Origin of the sequence: Methylobacterium terrae (assembly GCF_003173755.1) — a bacterium.
GTDB classification, from domain to species: Bacteria; Pseudomonadota; Alphaproteobacteria; order Rhizobiales; family Beijerinckiaceae; genus Methylobacterium; species Methylobacterium terrae.
In genome coordinates this window covers 4126877-4147776 of the sequence record NZ_CP029553.1, presented here as the reverse complement: position 1 = coordinate 4147776, position 20900 = coordinate 4126877, and the positions used below count along the sequence as shown (strand labels likewise).

Genomic DNA, 20900 nt, shown 5'->3' with positions numbered 1-20900 from the left:
ACGCGGCGTCCCCTCTCCCGGCTCGCTCCGCTCGCCACCGTCCCCCGCAAAGGGGGGAGGGGAAACCCGCGCCATCTTTTTCCCGGACAGTCCTGCCATGCGGGGAGATGGACTTTCTCTGATCCTCAGCGGGCGGCTAACGCCTCTGCCCACCCTTGCGGTCCTCTGGCCCAGCCCTTGAGCACCACGCCTCCTGCCCATTTCCCCACCCGTCCAGCCTATCATTTGTGCATCGCACCACGCGGCCGATCCGGTGCCGCACGCTTTCCGGCCGAGGTGCGAATCGTTTCAATTCCAGGCACTTGATCGGTCCCCAGGGCAGTTGGCACGAAACCTGCTCTTCCCTTCAGGCCCGTCAGCGTCGACGGGCACTGACCGTCAGCAGAGCCGCTGACCCGAGATCCCCTGTGGGCCCGCTTCAGCGCGGCCGGCGGAAGACCTTGGGCGGCGGCTTTTCGCGTTCGGCATCGGATCAGGCGCCATGGCGGCGCGAGGCTTTGAGGGCGAGTCATCGATGAGCAGCGTTGAGCACACCACGCGTCGCGGCATCCTCAAGGGGGCGGCTGGCGCCCTGTCGCTGGCGGCGGCCGCCCGTGCGGCCCTGCCCGGCGGCGCCTTTGCGCAAGGGACCGGACCGGAGGTGAAGGGCGCCAAGCTCGGCTTCATCGCGCTCACCGACGCCGCCCCCCTCTTCGTCGCCAAGGAGAAGGGCATCTTCGCGAAGCACGGCATGCCCGACGTCGAGGTCCTGAAGCAGGCCTCCTGGGGCACCACCCGCGACAACCTGGTGCTCGGCTCCGAGGGCAACGGCATCGACGGGGCCCACATCCTGACCCCGATGCCCTACCTCATCAGCGCCGGCCGGGTGACGCAGAACAACGTGCCGGTGCCGATGTACATCCTGGCCCGGCTCAATCTCGCCGGCCAGTGCATCTCGGTCGCCAAGGAGCACATGGGCGACAAGGTCGCCCTCGACGCCAAGCCCTTCAAGGCGGCGCTCGAGCGCAAGAAGGCGTCGGGGAAGTCGGTGAAGGCCGCCATGACCTTCCCGGGCGGCACCCACGACCTCTGGATCCGCTACTGGCTCGCCGCCGGCGGCATCGACCCCGACAAGGACATCGAGACCATCGTCGTGCCGCCGCCCCAGATGGTGGCGAACATGAAGGTCGGCACGATGGACTGCTTCTGCGTCTGCGAGCCGTGGAACGAGCAGCTGATCACGCAAGGGATCGGCTACACGGCGCTGACCACCGGCGAGTTGTGGAAGGACCATCCCGAGAAGGCGCTCGGCATGCGCGCGTCCTGGGTCGACAAGTATCCGAACGCCGCCAAGGCCCTGCTCGCCGCCGTGATGGAGGCGCAAGCCTGGTGCGACAAGCCGGAGAACCGCGACGAGCTCGCCGGCATCGTCGCCAAGCGCCAGTGGATCAACGTCCCGGCGAGCGACGTCGTCAAGCGGATGAAGGGTGAGTTCGACTACGGCGACGGCCGCAAGGTCGCAAACAGCCCGCACATCATGAAGTACTGGGCCGACAACGCCTCGTACCCGTACCAGTCGCACGACCTCTGGTTCCTCACCGAGGACATCCGCTGGGGCAAGTTCGACCCCCAGACCGACACCAAGGCCCTCATCGGACGGGTCAACCGCGAGGACATCTGGCGCGAGGTGGCGAAGGGCATGGGCGTCACGGCCCCGGCCTCGACCTCCCGCGGCAAGGAGACCTTCTTCGACGGCAAGGTCTTCGATCCGGCGGATCCCGCCGCCTACCTCGGCAGCCTCGGCATCAAGAAGGTGGCGTGAGATGGCTCTCGGACTAAGCCTCGGGCGCGTCGGCGCCGCCAAGGTGGAGGGCGCGCGCCGCCCCCTCGTCACCCGCGCCGCCCTGAAAGGACTGGGCTTGCGGATCGTGCCGCCGCTCGTCGTGCTGGCGGTGTTCCTGCTACTCTGGGAAGTGCTCTGCGGGCGCCCCGGCGCCGGCCTGCCGCCGCCCTCCCGCGTGGTCACGGAGGCGTGGGAGATCATCGCCCACCCGTTCTACGACAACGGCGGCACCGACAAGGGTCTGTTCTGGCATATCACCGCCAGCCTCCAGCGCGTGGCTTTGGGCTTCACCCTGGCGGTCATCGCCGGCGTGATGCTCGGGACCCTCGTCGGCCAGTCCGAATGGGCGATGCGCGGGCTCGACCCGATCTTCCAGGTGCTGCGGACCATCCCGCCGCTCGCCTGGCTGCCCTTGTCGCTCGCTGCCTTCCGGGACGGCCAGCCCTCGGCGATCTTCGTGATCTTCATCACCTCGATCTGGCCGATCATCATCAACACCGCGGTCGGCATCCGCAACATCCCGCAGGATTACCGCAACGTCGCGGCGGTCTTACGCCTCAACGCCTTCGAGTTCTTCGCCAAGGTGATGCTGCCGTCGGCCGCTCCCTACATCTTCACGGGACTTCGCATCGGCGTCGGCCTGTCCTGGCTCGCCATCGTGGCCGCCGAGATGCTGATCGGCGGCGTCGGCATCGGCTTCTTCATCTGGGATGCCTGGAACTCCTCGCACATCAGCGAGATCATCGTGGCCCTGGTCTATGTCGGGGTGATCGGCTTCGTGCTCGACCGCCTCGTCGCCGGCCTCGGCCACCTCGTCACCCGCGGCACCGCCACGGCCTGAGGGAGCCACCCATGACCCATCTCAGCCTCGAGCAGATCGGCATCAGCTTCACGCGGGCCGGGCGCACCACGGAGGTCTTGCGCGACGTCGACCTGAAGATCGCCAAGGGCGAGTTCGTCTCGCTGATCGGCCATTCCGGCTGCGGCAAGTCGACGGTGCTCAATATCGTGGCGGGCCTGCTCAAGGCCTCGACCGGCGGCGTCCTCCTCGACGGCAAGGAGGTGAACAGCCCCGGCCCCGAGCGGGCGGTGGTGTTCCAGAACCATTCGCTCCTGCCCTGGCTCACCGTGCGCGAGAACGTGGCGCTCGCGGTCGACAAGGTCTTGAGGGCGAAGAAGAGCCGGGCGGAGCGGCGCGACTGGATCGAGCACAACCTCGCGCTCGTCAACATGACCCACGCCGCCGAGAAGCGCCCGCACGAGATCTCCGGCGGCATGAAGCAGCGCGTCGGCATCGCCCGGGCGCTCGCCATGGAGCCGAAGGTCCTGCTGATGGACGAGCCCTTCGGTGCCCTCGACGCCCTGACTCGCGCCCATCTGCAGGACCAGCTGATGGAGATCCACCTGCGGCTGAAGAACACCGTCATCATGATCACCCACGACGTCGACGAGGCGGTGCTGCTCTCCGACCGGATCGTCATGATGACGAACGGGCCCTCGGCCACGATCGGCGAGGTGCTGACGGTGCCGCTCGAGCGGCCGCGCAAGCGCCTCGAGCTCGTCGAGGACCCGACCTACACCCATGCCCGGGCCGAGGTGCTGGAATTCCTCTACGCCCGCCACGCCAAACCCGCGATCGCGGCCTGACGCCCATGACGGACCGCCTCGTCGTCATCGGCAACGGCATGGCCTCGCTCCGCTTCCTGGAGCGGCTGACCGAGGCCGCCCCCGGCCGCTACGCCGTCACCTGCATCGGCGCCGAGCCGGTGGCGGCCTACAACCGGGTGCTGCTGTCGTCGCTGCTCGGCGGCGAGGTCGACGAGGCGGCCTGCACCTTCCGCGGGCTCGACTGGTACGCCGGGCACGGCATCACGCTGGTCACCGGCGCGCCCGCCACCGCCATCGACACCGCGGAGCGGGTCGTGCAGGTCGGCGAGGGGCTGGTGCTCCCTTACGACCAGCTGGTGCTGGCGGTCGGCTCGGTGCCGATCCGGCTGCCGAAGCCCGGCATGGATCTGCCCGGGATCATCACCTTCCGGGATCTCGCCGACGTCGCGGCGATCCGCCGGGCGGCGGTGGCGGGCGCGCGGGCGATCGTGATCGGCGGCGGCCTCCTCGGGCTCGAGGCGGCGGTGGGCCTCGCCCGGCTCGGGGTCGACACCACGCTCCTGCACGTCATGGACCGGCTGATGGAGCGCCAGCTCGACCACGCCGCCGCCGGCCTCGTGCGCGAGGCGATGGAGGCCCGCGGCGTGCGGGTGATCCTGAACGCCGACACCGCCGCGGTCGAGGGCGACGGCAAGGTGGAACGCCTGGTCCTGTCCGACGGCACGGTGCTGCCGGCCGACCTCGTGGTGATGTCGGTCGGCGTGCGCCCCTCGACGGCGCTCGCGGCGAGTGCCGGCCTCGCGGTCGGCCGCGGCATCCGGGTCGACGACGCGATGGCGACCTCGGTGCCGGGGATCTACGCGCTCGGCGAATGCGCCGAGCACCGGGGCCAGACCTACGGCCTCGTCGAACCGGCCTACGAGCAGGCCGAGGTGCTGGCCCGCCACCTCTGCGGGATCGAGGCCGCTTACGCCGGCACCTCGCTCGCGACGAGCCTCAAGGTCTCCGGCCTGCCGGTCTTCTCCGCCGGGGCCGTCGACGTGCCCGAGGGCGCGCAAGCCGTGACCTGGAGCGATCCGGCCGCCGGCCTCTACCGCAAGCTCGTGATCGACGGCGACCGCCTGATCGGCGCGGTCTTCGTCGGCGACGTCGCCGAGCAGGGCTGGTGCAAGTCCCTGATCCGCACCGGCGACCCGATCACCTCCGACGACCGGGACGACCTGATGTTCGGTCGCCCCTCTCCCCAATCCCTCGCAGCGTGAAGGAGCCCGCGATGGCCGACGACTTCGACGCCGAGCAGAAGCGCTACCTCGAAGGCTTCTCCCACGGCATCGCCGCAATCCGCATGACCGGCGGCCTCGCCGGGGGCGGCCCTGCTGCGGCTCCCGCCACCGAGCCGACCGGGCCGGACGCGATCCACATCAAGGCGCAGGACCGCACCGTGAAGGCCGGCGGCAAGCTCGCCGACCAGGAGAAGTGGAAGCGGGCCGAGAACCCCTTCGACGGCCACAACCGCCTGATCGCCGAGGCCGAGACCGGCAAGGCGCCCAAGCCCGAGGACAATTTCCGCTGGCGCTACCACGGCCTGTTCTGGGTCGCGCCGGCCCAGAACTCCTACATGTGCCGCCTGCGGATCCCGAACGGCATCCTGCACCACTGGCAGTTCGCCGGCATCGCCGATCTCGCCGACGCCCATGGCGGCGGCTACAGCCACGTCACGACGCGGGCGAACCTCCAGGTCCGCGAGATCAGCCCTGAGCACGGCCAGCCCTTCCTCGACGGCCTCGTCGATCTCGGGCTCACCGCCCGCGGCGCCGGCGCCGACAACATCCGCAACGTCACCGGCTCGCCGACCGCCGGCATCGACGCCCAGGAACTCCTCGACACGCGCCCGCTCGCCAAGTCCTGGCACAACCACATCCTCAACGACCGCTCGCTCTTCGGCCTGCCGCGCAAGTTCAACGTCGCCTTCGACGGCGGCGGCGTGCTGCCGGTGCTGGAGGAGACCAACGACATCGGGTTCCAGGCGGTCGAGGTGACGGAAGGCGCCGCCATCGAGCCCGGGATCTGGATGCGCTTGGTGCTCGGCGGCATCACCGGCCATCGCGACATCGCCCGCGACACCGGCGTGGTGCTGCGGCCGCGGGAGTGCAACGCCGTCGCCGACGCGATCCTGCGGGTCTTCATCGAGAACGGCGATCGCACCAACCGCAACAAGTCGCGGATGAAGTACGTCCTCGATGCCTGGGGCTACGACAAGTACCTCGCCGCCGTGGAAGACAAGCTCGGCCGCAAGCTGGAGCGGGTCGATCCTTCTCACGTGACGCCGCGCGGCGGCTTCGACCGCTACGCCCATGTCGGTGTGCACAAGCAGGTTCAGCCGGGCCTCAACTGGATCGGCGTGGTGCTCCCGGTCGGCAAGATGACCACCGACCAGATGCGGGCGCTCGCCAAGATCGCGCAGGATTGCGGCGACGGCCAGATCCGCCTGACCGTGTGGCAGAACTTCCTGTTCTCGGGCGTGCCCGACGATCGTGTGGCGGAGGTCGAATCCCGCGTCGCGGGCTTAGGCCTCTCCACCAAGGCGTCGAGCATCCGCGCCGGCCTCGTCGCCTGCACGGGCAACCGCGGCTGCAAGTTCGCCGCCGCCGACACCAAGGGCCACGCGCTCCTCATCGCCGATCACGTCGAGGCGGCCGTGCCGGGGCTCGACGTGCCGGTCAACGTCCACCTCACCGGCTGCCACCATTCCTGCGCCCAGCACTACATCGGCGATATCGGGCTCATCGGCGCCAAGGTGACGGTGAGCGAGGAGGGCGACACCGTCGAGGGCTACGACATCGTGGTCGGCGGCGGCTTCGGCGAGGCGGCCAAGATCGGCACCGAGATCTGGAAGGCCGTGAAGGCCGAGGACTGTCCCGGCCGGGTCGAGACCCTGCTCACCGATTATCTCCACCACCGCACCGGCCCCGACGAGACCTTCCAGGCCTACACCGCCCGCCGCGGGCCGGAGGCCCTGAAGGGGCTGGCGAGCGAACGACTGCTGGAGGCGGCCGAGTAGCCCGCCATTCTCCTCTCCCCGCGGGCGGGGAGAGGGCTGCGTCGCCGTCCAGGCGATGCAGCGAGCCCGCAGGGCGAGGGTGAGGGGGTGCCTCCGGATGAGGCTCCTCCGGAAACACCCCCTCGCCCTCGGCTGACGCCTCGCCGCGTTTCCTGCACGGAGACACGGCCCTCTCCCCGCAACGAAGTCGAGCTCGCCCGACTTCGCTCCTCACCTGCAGATCCCGGGCGAGACCGGGATCTGTGGGGAGAGGAGAAGGCCGGTGCATCACCGGCGGAACGCCACTCTTCTCCGGTAACCCCCGATGACCCAGCACGTCGCTCCCCCGCTCGTCCTGATCCCCGAATCCGCTCCCTTCAACACCGACCAGCGCGCCTGGCTGTCGGGCTACTTCGCGGCCCTGCTCGGGCCGGCGGTCGAGGGCGCGACGGCGCTTCCGGCCGGCGAGGTGCCCGGCGGTCCCGCACTCGCCGACAACGGCGACGCGCCCTGGCACGACCCGTCGATGGGCCTCGACGACCGCATGACGCTCGCCAAGGACCGCTCCGAGCCGCAGAAGCTGATGGCCGCCATGGCCCAGCAGGATTGCGGCCAGTGCGGCTACAACTGCGCCGAGTATGCCAACGCCCTCTTCCTCAAGAAGGAGGAGCGCCTGAACCTCTGCCAGCCGGGCGGCAAGGAGACGCTCCGGATGCTGAAGAAGCTGGAGGCGGAGTTCGGCACCGCCGCTCCCGCCGGCGCAGCCGCTTCCGCGTCCGATGACGCCCCGAAAGCCGAGGCCCCGGTCGGCCCCTACGGCCTCTGCCGCGAGAACCCGGCCGAGGCGGTGTTCCTCTCCCGCCGCCGCCTCAACGCGCCCGGCGGCGAGAAGGAGACCTGGCACGTCGAGATCGATCTGACCGGCACCGGCATCGACTACGTGGTCGGCGATTCGCTGGGCCTGTTTCCCGCCAACGCCCCGGCGCTGGCAGATGCTGTCATCGCCGAGCTCGGCGCCCGGCCGGAGCGGGTCATCGCGACGAAGCTCGGCGAGAAGACCCTGCGCGATCACCTGCTCACCAACTACTCGCTCGGCGGCGCCCCCGACGGGCTGTTCCAGCTCCTCTCGCTCCTCACCTCCGGCGCGCAGCGCAAGAAGGCCCAGGCGCTGAGCGCCGGCGAGGACCCGGACGGCGATGCGGCCTATCTCGACGTGCTCGGCGCCCTTCACAAGTTCCCTGGCGCCCGGCCCGACGCCGAGGTCTTCCTCGAAGCCCTCGACGAATTGCAGCCGCGGCTCTACTCGATCTCGTCCTCGCCCAAGGCCGATCCGGGCCGGGTCTCGCTCACCGTCGACGCGGTGCGCTACAGCCACCGTTCGCGCTTGCGCCTCGGCGTCGCCTCGACTCATCTCGGCGAGCGCCTGGCCGAGACCGCCACGGTGAAGGTCTACCTGCAGAAGGCCCACGGCTTTGGCCTGCCTTCCACGCCCGAGACCCCGGTGATCATGGTCGGCCCCGGCACCGGTGTCGCGCCGTTCCGCGCCTTCCTGCGCGAGCGCGCCGCCACCGCGGCGCCGGGCCGGAACTGGCTGTTCTTCGGCCACCAGCGCCAGGCCTCGGACTTCTTCTACCGCGACGAGCTCAACGGCCTGAAGGACCAGGGCGTGCTGACCCGCCTGTCGCTGGCCTGGTCGCGCGACGGGGGCGAGAAGACCTACGTCCAGGACCGGATGCGCGAGAACGGCCGCGAGCTGTGGCGCTGGCTGGAGGAGGGCGCCCATTTCTACGTCTGCGGCGATGCCAAGCGCATGGCCAAGGACGTCGAGCGGGCGATCATCGACGTGGCGGCGAGCCACGGCGGCAAGAGCCCGGACGAGGCGGTGGCGTACCTCGCGGCGCTGAAGAAGGCGAACCGGTACCAGGCGGACGTGTACTGAGGGCGGTCAGCCAAGGCTGCCCTCCTTCCTACTCGCAACCTCATCCTGAATGCCGGAGCGCAGTGGAGGCCTCGAAGGAGGGCTCCAGAACTCTCCGAGACTCCTGGAGCCCTCCTTCGAGGTCGGTCGATCAAGGATCGACCAACACTTCAGGATGAGGTCGTGGGTGGGAAGCACTGAAGCGGGACGGCACCATCGACACCGATCGGGAGATCGCTGCCGTTCTCGACGTCACCCTGGACGATCTGCTCGGGTGAATTGCGAGCCGCCGGAGGCACGTCGCGGCTCGAACATTGCATACCGACCCTCACCGGCCCCACCCACCCCACGCCCGGCGAAAGGCTCCCGCGATGAACCTGCACGTGCCGGCCCTCACTCCCGAGGCCCCCCCCGTCCGGACCACCTGCCCGTATTGCGGCGTCGGCTGCGGCGTGCTCGCCCGGCCGGACGGCCAGGGAGGCGCGAGCGTCGCGGCCGATCCGCAGCATCCGGCGAATTTCGGCCGGCTGTGCTCGAAGGGCTCGGCGCTCGGCGAAACCCTCTCCCTCGACGACCGGCTGCTGCACCCGGAGATCGCCGGGCGGCGGGCGAGCTGGGACGAGGCGCTCGACGCCGTGGCCGAGGGCTTCCGGCGCACGATCGCGGCGCACGGGCCGGAATCGGTGGCGTTCTATCTCTCGGGCCAGTTGCTCACCGAGGATTACTACGTCGCCAACAAGCTCGCGAAGGGCTTCATCGGCACGCCCCACGTCGACACCAACTCGCGCCTGTGCATGTCGTCCTCGGTGGCGGCCCACCGCCGCGCCTTCGGCTCCGACACGGTGCCGGGCTGCTACGAGGACCTCGACGAGGCCGACCTCCTGGTGCTGGTCGGCTCCAACACCGCCTGGTGCCACCCGATCCTGTTCCGGCGCATGCTCGACGCGCGGGAGAAGCGCGGCACCAGAATCGTCGCCATCGATCCCCGCATGACCCAGACCGGCGAGGAGGCCGATCTCTTCCTCGGCATCCGGCCCGGCACCGACACCGCGCTGTTCTCCGGCCTCCTGGTCCACCTCGCGGACAATGGCGCCCTCGATCCGCGCTACATCGCCGAGCACACCGCCGGCTTCGAGCCGGCCCTGGAGCGCGCCCGCCAGATCGCCCCGACGGTTCCCGCGACGGCTGCCGCCACCGGCCTGAGCGAGGCCGAGGTCGAGACCTTCTTCACGCTGTTCCGCACCACGCCGCGGGTCGTCACCGCGACCTCGCAGGGGGTGAACCAGTCGGCGCAAGGCACCGACAAGGCCAACGCGATCATCAACTGCCACCTCGCCACCGGCCGCATCGGCCGGCCCGGCATGGGGCCGTTCTCGCTCACCGGCCAGCCCAACGCCATGGGCGGGCGCGAGGTCGGCGGGCTCGCCAACATGCTGGCCGCCCACATGCACTTCACGCCGGAAGAGGTGGACCTGGTGCGCCGGTTCTGGGCCGCGCCGAACATCATCACCGGCGAGGGCCTGAAGGCGGTGCAGCTCTTCGAGGCGATCGAGCGCGGCAAGATCAAGGCGCTCTGGGTGATGGGCACCAACCCCGCCGTCTCGATGCCCCGGGCCGACCGGGTGCGGGCGGCGCTCCAGAAGCTCGACACCTACGTGGTCTCCGAGGTAGTGGCGAACACCGACACGGCGCGGGCGCGCAACGCGATCCTGCTGCCGGCCCTCGCCTGGGGCGAGAAGGACGGCACGGTGACCAATTCCGAGCGCCGCATCTCGCGCCAGCGCGCCTTCCTGAAAGGCCCGGGCGAGGCGCGGGCCGATTGGTGGATCATGGCCCAGGTGGCCAAGCGCCTCGGCCACGCCAAGGCCTTCGCCTGGCCGAGCGCGGCGGCGGTGTTCCGCGAGCACGCCGCCCTGTCGGAGTTCGAGAACCGCGGCAGCCGCGACTTCGACCTCGGCGGGCTCGCCGACATCACGGATGCCGCCTACGACGCCGCCGCCCCGGTGCAGTGGCCGCTGACCCGCAAGGCCAGGGCGCCGCAGACGCGCTTCTTCGCCAATGGCGGCTTCTACACCCGCGACCGCAAGGCCCGCTTCGTCGCGGTGCAGAAGCCGGCCCTCGCGCAAGCCGTCAGCGACGCGCTGCCGTTGCGCCTCAATACCGGCCGGGTGCGCGACCACTGGCACACGCTCACCCGCACGGGGAAGAGCCCGCGCCTCTCGGCCCATCGCGCCGTGCCCTTCGTCGAGGTCCACCCCGACGACGCCGCGACCGCGGGCCTGACCGACGGCGACCTCGCCCGGGTGCGCACCGCCCACGGCGCGGCGGTGCTCGAAGTGATGGTGACGCCCGGCGCGCAACCCGGCGTGCTGTTCGCGCCGATGCACTGGAGCGAGGCCAACACCTCGGACGGCCGCGTCGGCGCGCTGGCGCAAGGAGCCGTCGACCCGGTCTCGGGCCAGCCCGAGCTCAAGGCGACCCCGGCCTCGATCGCCGCCGAGCCCTACCGCTCCCGCGGCTACCTCATCACCCGCGAGACCGTGGCGGCGCCGTACGGCTGGTGGTGGGCGCGGGCGAGCCTGGAGGGCGCGACCGGCCTGATCTTCGCCGCCCAGGACGGCGTGCCCGAGGCCGCCGCCCTGATGCGCGAGACCTTCCCGGGCGCGACCTTCAGCGAGTACGCCGACCCGGCCCGCGGCCGCTACCGCGCCGCCGCCTTCCGGGACGGGCGGCTGCTCGGCGTGCTGGCCCTGGCGCCGGCGGCCGAGCGCCCGACCTGGGACGCCGCCAAGGCGTTCTTCCGCACCCAGGAACTGCTGGAGCCCGCGGCCCGCCGCGCCCTGATCTCGGGACGGGCCGCGAGCGCCGGCACCGGTCCGCTCGTCTGCGCCTGCCATACGGTCGGGATCGACACGATCCGGGGGGTGATCCGGGGCGGGGCGCACGGGGTCGAGGCGGTGGGGTCGGCGTGCAAGGCCGGCACCAATTGCGGCTCGTGCATCCCTGAGATCCGCAAGCTGCTGGCCGCCGAACTTGCGCCCGCTTCCGCATAGGGGCATCTGATGACGCAGGACTTCCCGAGACTCGTGTCAGAAACCCACCGTCCCATGCGTACCCCCCGTGCTCCCCGCGAGACCCGTTCCCCGGGGCTCGAGCCCCTGGCCGTGCTCCCGGTCTTCGTGACGCTCACGGGCAAGCGCGCGGTGCTCGCCGGGGCCAACGGGGGGGCGGCCTGGAAGGTGAAGCTGCTCGCCGCCGCCGGCGCCCATGTCGACGTGTTCGCCCCCGAACCGACCGAGGAGATGCGCGGCGCTCCCGCCGAGGCCGTCGCCGGCAAGGTGGTGCTGCACGAGCGCGACTGGTCGCCGGCCGACCTGGAGGGGGCCGCCTTCGCCATCGCGGCCTTCGAGGACGAGGGCGAGTGCGCGTGCTTCGTCGGCGCCGCTCGCGCCGCCGGCGCCATCGTCAACGCCATCGACCGGCCGCATCTCTGCGACGTCTCGTTCGGCGCCATCGTCAACCGCTCGCCCCTCGTCGTCGGCATCTCGACGGAGGGCGCGGTCCCGGTCTTCGGCCAGACCGTGCGGGCCCGCATCGAGGCGATGCTGCCTTCGGGCTTCAAGGCCTGGGTGGCGGCCGCCCGCGACTGGCGCGCCGAGGTCGGCGCCCGCTACCCCGTCTTCGGCGAGCGCCGGGCCTTCTGGGAGCGCTTCACCGACCGCGCCTTCGCCAACCCGGAGCGGGCGCCGGTCCGGTCCGACCTCGACGCGCTGATCGCCGAGAGCGACGTCGCGCCGACCGGCGGCAGCGTCGTCCTGGTCGGAGCCGGTCCGGGCGATGCCGAGCTCCTGACCCTCAAGGCCCTCCGCGCCCTGCGCAGCGCCGACGTGATCCTCTACGACGACCTCGTCGCACCCGAGATCCTGGATTACGCCCGGCGCGAGGCCCGCACGATGCTGGTCGGCAAGACCGGCCACGGCCCGTCCTGCCGCCAGGACGACATCAACGCCCTGATGGTGTCGCTGGCGAGGAGCGGAAAAAGGGTGGTGCGGCTCAAGTCCGGCGACCCCCTGGTCTTCGGCCGGGCCGGCGAGGAGATCGACGCCTGCCGGGAGGCGGGCATCCCGGTCACCGTGGTGCCCGGCGTCACGGCGGCGCAAGGGGCGGCGGCCTCGCTCGGCGTCTCGCTCACCCACCGCGACGCGGCGCGGCGCCTGCAATACGTCACCGGCCACGACCGCCGCGGCACCCTGCCGGACGACCTCAACTGGGCCGCGCTCGCCGACCCCACCGTCACGACGGTGATCTACATGCCCAAGCGCACCATGCGCGCCCTGCTGGGACAGGCCGTGGCCGAGGGCCTGCCGCCGGCGACGCCCGCCCTCGTGGTGTTCAACGCCACCCGCCCCGACCAGGCGGTGGTGCAGGGTCAGGCCCGCGACCTCGCCGACCGGGTCGCGGCGGCGGGGCTGGAGGGACCCGCGATCGTGATGGTGGGCAATGCGCTCGGGCGGGCCGAGCGCGAGGCGGTGGTCGCCGAGGCGCTGGCCTCGGCGGCGCAGTAGAGGATCGGGCGCCCCGGCGACCCCGGGGCGCCTCGGATTTTACCGCCGCTCGTAGAGCAGCCGCGCCCGGATCGTCCCGTCGATGGCGCGCAGCTCCTCGAGCAGGGCCTCCGGATCGACGTCGGTCGCGTCGGTCTCGACCACGACGTAGCCGACCTCGCCGTCGGTCTGGTAGAACTGCGCCGCGATGTTGATCTGCTTGCGGGCGAAGGTCTCGTTGAGGCGCCCGAGCATGCCCGGCAGGTTGCGCTGCACGTGGATGAAGCGCAGGCCGGTCGGCCGGGCCGGCAGCTGCACCTGCGGGAAGTTCACCGCGCCGACCGTCGAGCCGATATCCGAGTAGTCGACGAGCTTGCGGGCCACCTCGGCGCCGATGCGCTCCTGCGCCTCCTCGGTCGAGCCGCCGACATGCGGGGTGAGGATGACGTTCTCCAGCCCCTGGAGCGGCGAGTTGAAGCGCTCGCTGTTCGATTTCGGCTCGACCGGGAACACGTCGACGGCCGCTCCCCGCAGGTGCCCGTCCTTCAAGGCCGAGGCCAGGGCGTCGAGGTCGACCACCGTGCCGCGGGAATTGTTGATGAGGTACGAGCCCGGCTTCATCGCCCGGATCTCGGCCTCGCCGATCATGTTGTTCGTCGAGGCGGTCTCGGGCACGTGCAGCGAGACCACGTCGCTCTGGGCGAGCAGCGCGTTCAGGCTCTCGACCGGCTCGGTGTTGCCGTGGCGCAGGCGGTCGGTGAGATCGTGGAAGATCACCCGCATGCCCATACCCTCGGCGAGGTTCGAGAGCTGCGAGCCGATATTGCCGTAGCCGACGATGCCGAGCGTCTTGCCGCGCACCTCGAACGAGCCGTTCGCCGACTTGTCCCAGCCGCCGACATGGGCCGAGACCGAGCGCGGCACGATGCGGCGGAGCAGCATCACGATCTCGCCGATGACGAGCTCGGCCACCGAGCGGGTGTTGGAGAACGGCGCGTTGAAGACCGGGATGCCGCGCCGGCGCGCCGCGTCGAGGTCGACCTGGTTGGTGCCGACCGAGAAGCAGCCCACCGCCATCAGGCGGTCGGCGGCCTCGAAGGCGGCCTCGTCGAGCTGGGTGCGCGAGCGGATGCCGAGGATGTGGACGCCCTTGAGGGCCTGGTGCAGGTCGGCCGGGTCGAGGGCCTTGGCCAGCCGCGTGACGGTGACGTAGCCGGACGCCTCGAGCAGCGACACCGCGCTGTCGTTGATGCCTTCGAGCAGCAGGACGCGAATCTTGTCCTTGGGCAGTGAGAGCTTGTCGGCCATGGCGGTCTTCTTGGAAACGGGGGCCGGATACCGCGGGAGGTGCGGACCGGTCGCCGCGACCGATAGGAGAGCGCGCGACGCAACGCAACATGGGGGTCGAGTCCGTGCGCCTGCTCACGCGCAGGGCAGTGCTGCGCCTGCCGCGCGGGCATTCCCATTCGACCGGCAGGGCGACCCCGTGCCCCCTTGCAGGACGAGGCGGGCGGTGGTCCACCGACCTCTGCCCTTCATTCAGGACCGTCCGGGGGAAAGAAAGAGCGCGGGTCTCCCCTCTCCCGAGTGGGAGAGGGGAGACCCGCGCTCGATCTTCAAAGGGTTTTGTCCCGGACGGCCCCGCCCTCTCACGGGAAGCCAGGAAGACACCGCCGATGCCCCTCACGCCCCGGATGCGCCGCGCCGCGATCCCGCTCCTCGTCTTCGTCCTCGGCCTCGCGGTATTGGGCCTCGCCGCCAGCCTGATGCTCGGCCGGCCCGTCACCACCGGCACCAGCGCCGTCGGCGGACCGTTCACCCTGGTGAACCAGGACGGCCGCACCGTCAGCGACCGGGACTTCGCCGGCAAGCCGCACCTGGTGTTCTTCGGCTTCACCCACTGCCCGGACATCTGCCCGACGACCCTGCAGCAGATCTCGGACGTGCTGGCGGCGCTGGGGCCGAAGGGCCGCGACGTGAAGGCCCTGTTCGTCACCGTCGATCCCGAGCGCGACGACCCGAAGGCGCTGAAGGAGTACCTGTCGAGCTTCGATCCGCGCATCGTCGGGCTGACCGGCTCGCCCGAGGCGGTGGCCGCCACCGTGAAGGCCTACCGGGCCTACAGCCGCAAGGTGCCGCTGAAGGAGGGCGACTACACGATGGAGCACACGGCGCTCGTCTACATCATGGACGGGCGCGGCCACTTCGTCGGCTCGCTCAATCTGATGCGCCCGGCGCAGGACGCCGCCGACGAGGTGGCGCGCCAGCTCTGAGCCCGGGAACCCCGAGCCTCACGCCCGCCGCTTCATCGCCCCGGTGCGGGAGGTGGCAGCGAGGCCGTGCTCGGTCTTGTTCCAGCGGTAGGGCGCGAGCAGCAGCTCGACGAGGCCGAGCCAGGCCGCCAGGCTGACGAGGCCGTAATAGACCGGCAGCATCAGCACCCAGGGGGCGAGCCCGGGCCAGCCCCGCCGCCGGCAGCCGACGAGGGGCGGCCACCCCATCGCCACGAGCCCCGCCAGGAAGACGGCGGCGCCGGTCCCCGTCACCAGGTTGGCGAGGACGTCCGGCACCGCCGGCAGCGGCCCGGCGGCGACGTGCCAGGCCGCGAGCGCGATCCCGAACGGGTAGGCGAGGGCGCAGACCACCGTGCCGGGCACCATCGCGACGGCGCAGAGCAGGCCGAGGGGGCCGAGGCGCCGGAGCGCCCGGACCGGGTGTCGGCTGTGGGTGATCGTGGTCTGGACGAAGCCCTTCATCCAGCGGACGCGCTGGCGCAGCCACGGGCGGAAGGCGGCGGGGGCCTCCTCCAGGGTCGCGAGCGGCAAATCGCCGACCCGGTACCCGGCGAGCGCGAGGCGCAGGCCGAGATCGGCGTCCTCGGTGACGTTCCAGGCGTCCCAGCCGTACAGCTCGCGCAAGATCTGCGTGCGGAAATGGGTGGTGGTGCCGCCGAGCGGCACCGGCAGGTGCGCCGCCGTCAGCAGCGGCAGGACCACGTCGAACAGGGCCGCGTATTCGAGGGTGAAGCAACGGGTGATCCAGGAATCCTCGGTGTTGTCGATCACCAGCCGGCCCTGCAGGCAGGCGAGCCTCCCCGGGCCGGCGCGGAACAGGGCGGCGGCGGCCCTGAGCTGGCCCGGATCCGGCACGTCCTCGGCGTCGTAGACCACGAGATGCGCGCCGCGGGCGAGCGGCAGGGCGACGTTCAGGGCCCGCGGCTTGGTGCGCGGCAGCCCGGCCGGCGCCGTCACGATCTCGAACCGGGCCGGCAGCGGCAGGGCGCGAAGCGCCGCGGCCGTCGCCGCGTCGTCGGCCTCGATCACGAATTTCAGGTCGAGCTTCGAGGCCGGGTAGTCGAGGCGGGCGAGCGCGCTCACCAGCCGCGGCACCACCCCGGTCTCGCGGTAGAGCGCCACCAGCACGGTGTAGACCGGCAGCTCGGCGTCCGGCACGGGGGCGAGCGCCGGCAGGGGATCGGGCCGCAGCAGCGGCGCGGCGAGGCGGAAGACGATCACCGCCAGGACGGCCGCGTTGAGGAGCGCGAGGGCGATGAGCTGCAGCCAGGACGCGGCGTCGAGGAGAAGCAGGGCGGCGGAAAGCCCGAGCATCAGGGCGAGGATCTGCCCCGGATGCAGGCCCGGACGATAGGCCCAGTCGGGTGCGCGCACCTCCAGCGCCTCGGCGGCCCGGGCCGCGGCGCGGGGACCGGCGGTGCCGAGCACCGCCGCCGCGAGCGCCGCCGGCGTGGTGAGCACTGCTCCCGGCGGCGCACCCGCGACGAGGAGCGCGCCGACAGCCGCGGGCGGCGGAGCGAGGAAGACCTCGCCGCGCGCGCCGATCGCGGCGCCGAGACGGATGTCGTCGGGAAAGCGGGCCCCGGGATGCAGGGCGAGGCCGTCGCCGCGGAACGGCCGGCCGAGCGCCCGGGCGAGGGCGGCGTAATAGTCGGCCTCGCTCATCAGTCCGGCCCGCAGCAGGGCCGCCACCGGTTCCGTGCCCTCCCGCCGGGCCAGGGCGGCGGCGTGGCGCACGAGCCCGAGATCGACGCCCTGGCCGAGCAGGAAGGCGAGCTCGCCCGGCAGCGTGACGGCGGCGCCGTGCGGGGACCGGACCTCGACGAACATCGCGGGCCTTCCGAAGTTGCCGGCTCCCCCCGGCGGGGGTTCGTGATACGAGAGCCTATGGCTCTCCCCGTCCCCGCGACAGCGTCGCGCCTCCTTGCTGGCGGATTCCGTGCAACCGTGGCGCGGATGCTGCAGCGTCAGCTGCGCGGCACGATGGCAGCCCTGCTGATCCTGGCCGCCGGTGCGGTCCCGGCGACGTCGCCGGCCGCCGCCGAGGCGGTGACGATCCCGAACTTCTGGAACCCCCGCGCCCGGCTGGAGCGGCCGGAGCCGCCGCAGACCACCCGGCCGGTCCGCTTCCTCACCGACGACGAGTACCCGCCGCTGCACTTCGCCGGGCCGGACGGCAACCCGACGGGTTTTTCCGTCGAGCTCGCCCGGGCGGCGTGCGAGAAGCTCGGCCTGACCTGCACCGTGCAGGTGCGCCGGTTCGACACCCTCCTCGACGCGCTCCAGGCCAACCAGGGCGACGTGGTGGCGGCCGCCGTTCCGCTCAACCCCTCCCTGCGCGTCGGGCACCGCGCGACCCGGCCGTATTTCCGCTGGCCCGCCCGCTTCGCGGTGCGCGGCGACAAGGGGCTGCCCGCCCCCGACGTGAAGGCGGTCGCCGAGCACCCGACCGGGGTGGTCTCGGGCACCGCGCACGAGGCCTATCTGCGCCGCTTCTTCCACGTCGAGCCGAAGACCTACCCGGACCTCGCCACCGCCGAGGCGGCCCTGCGCCGGGGCGAGATCGAGTACCTGTTCGGCGACGGGCTGGCGCTGGCGCTCTGGATCGGCGGCACCGACGCGGCCGGGTGCTGCGCGTTCGTCGGCGGCGACTACCTGGAGAACCGCTACTTCGGCGAGGGCATCGGCTTCGTCACCCGCAAGGAGGACGAGGTCCTGGCCCGCGCCCTCGACGACGCGCTCCAGCGCCTGTGGGACGAGGGCAAGTACGCCGAACTGTACCTGCGGTTCTTCCCGGTGAGCCCGTTCTGAGCCGACGCGTCATCCGAAATCCGACGGATGGCTTCGCAATGCGGATTTCGGCCGCGCTCATGCGTGTGGAGCCTTCGGCTCCACCGCGCGGGCTTGCGATACCATTCCCGGAAGGAATCGTCCGGAACTGCGATCAGACCCTCGGCATCCGCGGCACGAACGGATGCGTGCTCGACAGCCCGCCATCGACGCTGAGCGCCTGGCCGTTGACGTACGAGGCCTCGTCGCTCGCCAGGAACACCGCCGCGGCAGCGACCTCCTCCGGCAGGCCCGCCCGGCGCGAGGGGTTGAGCTGGCCGATGCGATCCTGTTTGCCCTTCGCCCGCGCGGCGGCGAACAGGCCAGCCGTCATGCCGGTCTCGATCAGGCCCGGGCAGACGGCGTTGATCCGCAAGCCCGAGCCCGCGAAGGCGTCGGCCGCGGTCTGGACCAGGCTGATCACCCCGGCCTTGCTGGCGCTGTAGGCGGCGCCCGCCGCGTTGGCGCGCAGGCCCGCGACGGAGGCGGTGCAGACGATCGCCCCGCCGCCGTGGCGCAGGAGCAGGGGACCCCCGTGCTTGATCGCCAGGAAGGCGCCGATCAGGTTGACCCGCAGGACCTCCTCCCAGAGCGCGACGCTCTGCTCGGTGAACGGCACGGTGCCGCCGCCGATCCCCGCATTGGCGTGGATGGCGTCGAGCCGGCCGAAGGCCCGCTCGGCGGCGCCGAGGAAGCCGGTCACGTCGGCCTCGCGGCCGGCATCGCCTGCGAGCGCGAGCGCCCGGCCGCCCTGCGCCGCGATCAGCGCCGCACTCTCCTCGACCCCGGCCGCGTCGCGGTCGACCAATGCGACCGCCGCGCCCTCGCGGGCAAACAGCAGGGCGGAGGCGCGGCCGATGCCGCTGCCGGCGCCGGTGACGAGGACCGCCTTGTCGGTGAACCGTGCCATCGTGCCCTCACGCGACCGTGTAGCCGCCATCGATCACCAGCACCTGGCCGGTATGGTAGGCCGACGCCCCGCTCATCAGGTAGACGGCGATGCCGCCGAAATCCTCCGGCCGGCCGAAGCGGCGGGCGGGGATGCGCGGCAGGTTGAAGGTCACGAACTTCTCGTTCGCCATCAGGCCCGCCGTCATGTCGCTCTCGATCCAGCCCGGCAGGATCGCGTTGGCGGTCACGTCGTAACGGGCGAGCTCGACCGCGAGCGCGCGGACCATCGCGTTGAGCGCCCCCTTGGTGGCCCCGTAATGCTCGTTGCGGGCCGCCCCGAGGAGCGAGGCGACGCTCGACGTGGCGACGAGCCGCCCGAAGCCGTCGCCGCTGCCGGCTCGCTCGGCCATGTGCCGGGCGGCGACCTGGAAGCTCGCCACCACCCCGTCGAGGTTGACCGCGAAGGTGCGCCGCCACTCGTCCGCGCCCCGCTCCAGGAACGAGCGCCGCCCGCCTCCCGCTACGCCGGCATTGGCGAACATCCCGTCCACCCGGCCGAAACGCGCGAGCGTCGCGTCGAAGGCGCGCTGCACCGCATCCGCGTCGGCGACGTCGCAGGTCTCCGCCGCGACCGGGCTGCCCGCGGTGGCGAGGCGCTCCAGCGCGCGGCGGTTCTTCTCCCCGTCGCGGCCCCAGATCGAGACCGCGCAGCCGGCCGCGGCGAGAGCCTCGGCCATCCCGAGCCCGATGCCGCCATTGCCGCCGGTGACCACCGCCACCCGGCCGGTGAGATCGAACAAGCCCGCCGAAGGTCTGTCGGTCATGGGTCCTCCCATGCGCCGACCTTCCTTGGGATCCGCGGACGCGATGGTCGCGGATGGGGCGGCGCTGACGCTGAGCCTTCCCGAAAGAAGCCGGCGGGGCAAGCCGGCTCGTGCCGCGTCGCCCTTGCCCGGTCTCCTGGCTCTCCCTATCATCAAGCTGGAGCCGAAGGTGCAAGGCGATGCGATCGACCGTGAAAACGGGCCACACGGCGCTCCTCGACGATGCGCGCGGCGCCGGCCTGCTCGGGGATCCCACCGAGCAATTGAGCTTCGAGGCGCCTGCAGCCCTCGTAGAGGCTGCCATGCGCGCGACGGGGATCTCCTCCGTCCAGGAACTCGGCCTCGTAGCCTTGTCGGCTTTGGCATGCCCGGACCCCGTGGCCGACATCCTCAAGAGGCTGCGGGGAAACCTCGGCGAATACCACTCGCTTGACTTCTGATCTCCGCGCGCTTCTCCGGCGCCGGAAGCCGGAGAAGCGACAAACTCGGCTTGCTCAACGTCCTCGCGAGATGCTGGAATCGATCGCAGATCTCGGTCCCCGGTCCCAGTTGCCTCTCCTCCTCGATACCAACGTCTATATCCTGGATGCCAGCGGCAGGCTTCCCGGGTCGGTTGCGACATTCATCGAGCGGTCACGGCTGTTCCACTGCGCGATTTGCCTCTCCGAAATCGCAACCGGGATCGCCAACGCCGCTTCGGCGCGCGGCTGGGGCGCTATCCGCGACCATTATGCAGCCGTGTTCGCGGCCATTCCGGCAAGCCGCCTGCTGGTGCCCGATGCGGAGGTCTGGATCGATGCCGGCCTCATCTCTGGCACGCTTGCTCGCGTGCAGGATTTCCAACGCGCGCAACGGAAGGAATGCCTGAACGACGCGTTGATCTTCTTGACGGCCGCGCGCGCCGGCATTCCCGTACTGACCGCGGACCGCGGACCGCGGCGACTACGACCTGATCCAGCAACTTGCGCCGGAAGGCCGGTTCATCTCGTTCGATGTCTGACGATCTTCTGCCGGCGTGACCATTCCGTCCGTCAACCGCCAACGCTTCGCTCGTGGCACACGCATGGGTCACCCGCACAACCCCGCCTTGCGCTCGGCCTTGCCCGGCCAAATCTTGAACGCCAGCAGGG

General features: G+C 71.4%; 15 protein-coding genes and 1 pseudogene. 12 read left to right on the top strand and 4 right to left on the bottom strand.

Going from position 1 to position 20900, the window contains the following annotated elements; translation table 11 throughout:
* Positions 1-514: 514 nt before the first annotated feature.
* From DK419_RS19225 to cysG, 8 genes are all read left to right on the top strand, one after another.
* Positions 515-1801 carry a CmpA/NrtA family ABC transporter substrate-binding protein gene (locus tag DK419_RS19225; RefSeq protein ID WP_109960503.1) on the top strand — a complete coding sequence of 429 codons (1287 nt, stop codon included), beginning with the start codon at positions 515-517 and terminating at the stop codon, positions 1799-1801.
* 1 nt (position 1802) lies between these two features.
* Positions 1803-2663 carry a nitrate ABC transporter permease gene (gene ntrB, locus DK419_RS19220; protein ID WP_109960502.1) on the top strand — a complete coding sequence of 287 codons (861 nt, stop codon included), beginning with the start codon at positions 1803-1805 and terminating at the stop codon, positions 2661-2663.
* A gap of 11 nt (positions 2664-2674) precedes the next feature.
* Entirely contained in the window at positions 2675-3469 is a 795-nt protein-coding gene (locus tag DK419_RS19215) for an ABC transporter ATP-binding protein (RefSeq protein ID WP_109960501.1), read from the top strand.
* Between the two features lie 5 nt (positions 3470-3474).
* Positions 3475-4692 carry an NAD(P)/FAD-dependent oxidoreductase gene (locus tag DK419_RS19210; protein ID WP_109960500.1) on the top strand — a complete coding sequence of 406 codons (1218 nt, stop codon included), beginning with the start codon at positions 3475-3477 and terminating at the stop codon, positions 4690-4692.
* 11 nt (positions 4693-4703) lie between these two features.
* Positions 4704-6491 carry a NirA family protein gene (locus DK419_RS19205; protein ID WP_109960499.1) on the top strand — a complete coding sequence of 596 codons (1788 nt, stop codon included), beginning with the start codon at positions 4704-4706 and terminating at the stop codon, positions 6489-6491.
* A 304-nt stretch (positions 6492-6795) separates the two neighbouring features.
* Complete coding sequence (locus tag DK419_RS19200) at positions 6796-8409, top strand: sulfite reductase subunit alpha (RefSeq protein WP_109960498.1); 1614 nt, start codon at positions 6796-6798, stop codon at positions 8407-8409.
* A 350-nt stretch (positions 8410-8759) separates the two neighbouring features.
* Positions 8760-11441 carry a nitrate reductase gene (locus DK419_RS19195; protein ID WP_109960497.1) on the top strand — a complete coding sequence of 894 codons (2682 nt, stop codon included), beginning with the start codon at positions 8760-8762 and terminating at the stop codon, positions 11439-11441.
* A 54-nt stretch (positions 11442-11495) separates the two neighbouring features.
* Entirely contained in the window at positions 11496-12953 is a 1458-nt protein-coding gene (cysG, locus tag DK419_RS19190; RefSeq protein ID WP_109960496.1) for a siroheme synthase CysG, read from the top strand.
* 39 nt (positions 12954-12992) lie between these two features.
* Here the strand turns inward: cysG and serA are convergent, their stop codons facing one another.
* Positions 12993-14240 carry a phosphoglycerate dehydrogenase gene (gene serA / locus DK419_RS19185; RefSeq protein ID WP_109960495.1) on the bottom strand — a complete coding sequence of 416 codons (1248 nt, stop codon included), beginning with the start codon at positions 14238-14240 and terminating at the stop codon, positions 12993-12995.
* 368 nt (positions 14241-14608) lie between these two features.
* On the opposite strand from serA, the gene DK419_RS19180 reads away from it, so the two are divergent.
* A complete protein-coding gene (locus DK419_RS19180) occupies positions 14609-15205 on the top strand; it encodes an SCO family protein (protein WP_109960494.1) in 597 nt (198 codons plus the stop codon).
* Between the two features lie 18 nt (positions 15206-15223).
* Here the strand turns inward: DK419_RS19180 and DK419_RS19175 are convergent, their stop codons facing one another.
* Positions 15224-17056, bottom strand: a complete 1833-nt coding sequence (locus tag DK419_RS19175) for a glycosyltransferase family 2 protein (protein ID WP_109960493.1) — start codon at positions 17054-17056, stop codon at positions 15224-15226.
* Positions 17057-17209: 153 nt separating this feature from the next.
* Between DK419_RS19175 and DK419_RS19170 the strand changes: the two genes are divergently transcribed.
* The gene (locus tag DK419_RS19170; RefSeq protein WP_208642368.1) at positions 17210-18037 is read left to right on the top strand and encodes a transporter substrate-binding domain-containing protein; all 828 of its coding nucleotides are present in this window, start codon (positions 17210-17212) and stop codon (positions 18035-18037) included.
* A gap of 133 nt (positions 18038-18170) precedes the next feature.
* Here DK419_RS19170 and DK419_RS19165 read toward each other — a convergent pair whose 3' ends face one another.
* Together DK419_RS19165 and DK419_RS19160 are read right to left on the bottom strand one after the other, a co-directional pair.
* Positions 18171-18965, bottom strand: coding sequence for an SDR family NAD(P)-dependent oxidoreductase (locus DK419_RS19165; RefSeq protein ID WP_109960491.1), 795 nt, complete (start codon positions 18963-18965; stop codon positions 18171-18173).
* Between the two features lie 7 nt (positions 18966-18972).
* Entirely contained in the window at positions 18973-19770 is a 798-nt protein-coding gene (locus DK419_RS19160) for an SDR family NAD(P)-dependent oxidoreductase (RefSeq protein WP_109960490.1), read from the bottom strand.
* 179 nt (positions 19771-19949) lie between these two features.
* Between DK419_RS19160 and DK419_RS19155 the strand changes: the two genes are divergently transcribed.
* Together DK419_RS19155 and DK419_RS30015 are read left to right on the top strand one after the other, a co-directional pair.
* The gene (locus DK419_RS19155) at positions 19950-20210 is read left to right on the top strand and encodes a hypothetical protein (RefSeq protein ID WP_109960489.1); all 261 of its coding nucleotides are present in this window, start codon (positions 19950-19952) and stop codon (positions 20208-20210) included.
* A gap of 70 nt (positions 20211-20280) precedes the next feature.
* Positions 20281-20655: pseudogene (locus DK419_RS30015) on the top strand (type II toxin-antitoxin system VapC family toxin); the annotation flags it as partial.
* Between the last annotated feature and the right edge of the window lie 245 nt (positions 20656-20900).